The sequence below is a fragment of the Dissulfurispira sp. genome (assembly GCF_036745535.1).
Lineage (GTDB): Bacteria > Nitrospirota > Thermodesulfovibrionia > Thermodesulfovibrionales > Dissulfurispiraceae > Dissulfurispira.
The window spans coordinates 12193-16202 of sequence record NZ_DAIOFX010000003.1 but is presented as its reverse complement, the minus strand read 5'-3'; the positions used below and the strand labels follow the sequence as shown (position 1 = coordinate 16202).

The 4010-nt window shown below is 42.7% G+C and carries 5 protein-coding genes; all 5 read right to left on the bottom strand.

Annotation, left to right across the window (positions count from 1 at the left end; all coding sequences use genetic code 11):
- Positions 1-62: 62 nt before the first annotated feature.
- The 5 genes from V7L97_RS01370 to V7L97_RS01350 all read right to left on the bottom strand — a co-directional run bounded on the left by V7L97_RS01370 (position 63) and on the right by V7L97_RS01350 (position 3665).
- Entirely contained in the window at positions 63-1106 is a 1044-nt protein-coding gene (locus V7L97_RS01370; RefSeq protein ID WP_333652625.1) for a DVU0298 family protein, read from the bottom strand.
- Positions 1103-2542: a cobyrinate a,c-diamide synthase gene (locus tag V7L97_RS01365; protein ID WP_333652623.1), complete on the bottom strand. Its 1440-nt coding sequence runs from the start codon at positions 2540-2542 to the stop codon at positions 1103-1105. The genes V7L97_RS01370 and V7L97_RS01365 overlap by 4 nt, the downstream gene beginning before the upstream one ends.
- 36 nt (positions 2543-2578) lie before the next feature.
- Positions 2579-2842: a hypothetical protein gene (locus tag V7L97_RS01360; protein WP_333652621.1), complete on the bottom strand. Its 264-nt coding sequence runs from the start codon at positions 2840-2842 to the stop codon at positions 2579-2581.
- Positions 2843-2913: 71 nt separating this feature from the next.
- The gene (locus V7L97_RS01355) at positions 2914-3138 is read right to left on the bottom strand and encodes a hypothetical protein (RefSeq protein WP_333652619.1); all 225 of its coding nucleotides are present in this window, start codon (positions 3136-3138) and stop codon (positions 2914-2916) included.
- Positions 3139-3206: 68 nt separating this feature from the next.
- Positions 3207-3665: a hypothetical protein gene (locus tag V7L97_RS01350; RefSeq protein ID WP_333652616.1), complete on the bottom strand. Its 459-nt coding sequence runs from the start codon at positions 3663-3665 to the stop codon at positions 3207-3209.
- Between the last annotated feature and the right edge of the window lie 345 nt (positions 3666-4010).

Genomic DNA, 4010 nt, shown 5'->3' with positions numbered 1-4010 from the left:
TAAGAAAATAATATAGACCCGAAGGTCAGGTCAAATAAAATAATATTATATCTTTATTTATTCTATTTATGAGTTATCCTGTTCATTGCTGCTTTAGCTATTTCGGCAACCGTCTTCCTTGTCAGTTCGCCTCCCTGATAAAAATTCACGGTGCTGTTATCGGATGTGAGTTTATTGATATCTTCCAAGAAACCGTCCTCTCTTAGGATGCCTATAACCCATGCAGCATATCCCCTGACAGCAGGGTTTTTGTCTGTTAACATGCCCTGTATATCCTTTAATATAAATTTCACGAGGTCAGGCCTCACAGAAGCTATCCGTCCCATGGCCCAGACTGTTCCTTCCCTGAACATCTCCTCTTCATGGAAAGACCAGACAATTGGAACAATGTCGGTAAATTGGTCGGGATTGCTCCTGACGATCTCTCCAATCATCTCTGCAGCGCTCCATCCAATGCCGCCGGACTCCTCTCCCATAGACCACAGAAGTCTCCTTATGGTATCTCTTACAATATCGATCCTTTGTTTTGACAACTCGCCTGCTACATATCCCATTGCCTCTATGGCCCTCCAGCCCATGACATCGTCCTTATCGTATGCGAGGGATATGAGACGCCGTATCACGCCTTTATCCCTCCTTGCCATGTCTGTAATCTCAGCGTAGGATCGGGCACTGAGGGCATCCTTAATCCTTTCCTTCAGATCACCTTTTTTACCTCTATCTTCCGACGCAGATGCTGTTTTCGATGGTATCTCCGCAGGTTGCGATTGCTGCACATCAGGCCTCTTGAGTTTTACAAAGATAAGCTTTCCCCGCGTCTCGCCCATGCCTGCTGAATAAAGCCTCATATGGTTCTTTAAATCGTAATCCATATCCTCGGTCTGGTAGTCCATATCTTCATCCATCAGGCCTATATCCCAGTCCCCCTTTGCCATTGCCATGGCTTCCATGTATGCCTCGCCTGCATTATGCCCGGTGGGATCGCACACATAGACCGCACCACAGTTGCATCTACCGCTCAAAACTTCTCCGAATTCGGTCCTTGTTGTCTCAGGACGAACAATATGCCGTCCGCAAAACGGACATTCAGGCGGATATTTATTCATTTTGCCTTCTTGAACTCCTTTGCCTTATTTATGAGTCCCCTCACCCATTCTTCCGCACCGAGGGCATGTATATGCGTATAAGTTGCAAAGACATTCTTATAACATATCCCGTCCATTTTATTCTTTATGCCATGCCCCCTCTTCATTCTAAAGGCTGTAAATGCACTGTCGTTTTCTGATATGCTGGCAACAGCAGAATAATGAAACTCATGTCCGTGCAGCACTGTTCCTACAGGATAAAATGGGTTCTCTTTTTCTACTTCAACGATTGTGTAGCCATGCGCTTGTGGTTTTTTCTTCATTTCAAAGGTTATCGGGAAAATACCTACCATAGGATATTTCCTGCCGTCAACTATAATGGAGTCTCCCAAAAACATGAGTCCTCCGCACTCAGCATAAATGGGAAGGCCCTTTTCTGCTGAATTGAGAACAGAGTCCCTGAAGTCTTTATTTTCTGCAAGCCTTATGGCATTTGTCTCAGGGAAGCCTCCTCCTATGTAAAGGGCATCAATATCAGGCAGGCGATCATCCTCGAGGGCGTTTACCTCAATAATCTCTGCACAGTTTTTTTCAAGCTCTTCGATATTTTCAGGATAATAAAACTGGAACGCAGAGTCCCTTATTACTCCAATCCTTACGGCAGGCGATAGGCTATGGGCCATAGGCAATGAGGAACTTACATCCTGCATTTCGGTTTTTGCCTTTTGCCTATAGCCTATAGCCTCGTGCCTGTTATTTATCGGTTCTGCTTCCATTGCTATGCTCAAAATCCTGTCAAGGTCAAGATATTTATTTGCTATGTCTTCCACGAATGAGAGTGCATTCCCTGTGTCATGATGCTCCTGGTATGGTGTTAAGCCCATATGGCGCTCGGGAAACTCTCCTGAATTCAATCTCGGTATTGCACCAAGCACTGGTAATGAGCAATACTTTTCTATGGATGAATGCACCACTGATTCATGACGGCTGCCTGCCACTTGATTTAAAACAACACCCTTTATGTTGACATCCCTGTCGAGATTCATGCAGCCCAATACCACGGCTGCTGCTGTCCTCGTCATCTTTGTGCAGTCAACAATCAGTATGACAGGGGATTTTAGAAGCTTTGACATCTCTGCAGTGCTGTATGAGCCTTCTGCATCCATGCCATCATATAATCCCCTGTTGCCTTCTATAATTGCTATATCGCCTGTAAAATGTGATATGAAGGATTCCAGAACCTTTTCCTTCGATATAAGAAAAGGGTCGAGATTATAGCATGGGTTCTTTGCAGCAACAGACATCCATCCTGCATCTATGAAATCAGGGCCTTTTTTAAATGGAATGACCTTCAGACCTTTCCGGGATCTTAACGCAGCAATTATGCCGAGGGAGAGGGTTGTCTTTCCGCTGCCGCCTCTGACTCCGGCAATGACCAGCCTTGGATGGTTTTTCATGGCAATTTTTATTATAACTTAAAACAGAATGCTTATTCAGACTTCCTTCTCGAGACGCTCAAGGGCATCTATTAATAGCTGAGTCTTTTGGGTTAGGGCTTGTTTATCCTTTACATGTTCAATGCCTTCTAATATTCCATTCATGTCATGCATTTTTACTTTTAATACCGAGAACTTATCCCTGAAAGAACCTATCATCCTGTTGCAACCGCCGGATATATTCTTAAAATCGTCTCTTTTATCTAATGAGACATTAAACGAAAGATCTCCGTCTGCTACCTTCTCGATATCGTTTTTCAAGCCGTATAACATCCGGTCTGCATTTTTTATAAGATGCCTGAAATATATTAAGAGTGCTATCGCTACAAAGGCTACAGATGGGATAGGATAGTCGAATATATAAGATATTGACCGATAATATCGCCGATTGTGTTTACAGGGATATGCATTCTCCATCTCAATGATTCGACCTCTCTATACGAAAGAAAGTTAAAAATGCCGAGATTTATGAGTAGACCTATGGCGCATATCAGGACAATCCGCAATACAACTCCTCTCTGGTAGCTTTTGTGAGTTATGTATTGTTTTCTTTTCATTTCATTCCTTCCCTGCTTAATCTATATATCATGGCATTCAAAACAAAGCTTGCTTCTATTATTGCTCATTACAAGTTTTTAGGCAGTTTTGAATACACGTCATGACATGTACCGCATCCAATCCTTCCGTCAAAAAACCTTATCCTTCTGTCGACCATCGAAATATGTTTTAATCTCCTCCCTTTCATCCTGCTAACATTGTAATCAACACTTATAGGATGAGAATAACTCTCGTGGCTCCATATGCCCGGACCTAACCTGTGCTCGACATTGCTACCCTGTATTCCGTCATGACATCCGATGCATTCCATGGATATAGGATCGATGGTTTTTGATTTATCCATTACTTTATATTTTTTGCTCGGATGTGCCGCTATTAACGTCTCTACATGGCCCTCGGGCTTGACCATATGACATGAAACACAAAACGCCCTTCCCAGCTTTGTTCTTCTGAGAAAGTATGTCTTTTCGCCCGATGTTAAAAATCTCTCTCTGTGAATATTATGGCATGTATTGCATGTAACCATACCGTTGTGAAGCGGAAGGTCCGGAGGAATCCTGGTCGAAACAGGGTAAATATCAGAGGGATGGGATGACGTGCTTGTTATGTCCTCATGACATTTTTTTGCATAACAGTGTAACAGGGGCCTTCAATGATTTTGGATCCTTTTTGTGATCAATGTGGCAGTTCATGCACTCATTTTCTGAGAAAGAATGAATGGATTGAATAGCAGCATACACAATGATAATGAATAAAATGAATATAAATGCCAAAATTAAAAATACCTTCATAACTCGATCCCGGAAAGGAGCTTGCTTATATCTTCGGCCTTTTTCCTAATATAATGCCTTTTGTTTTCTGCAGCCTCGAT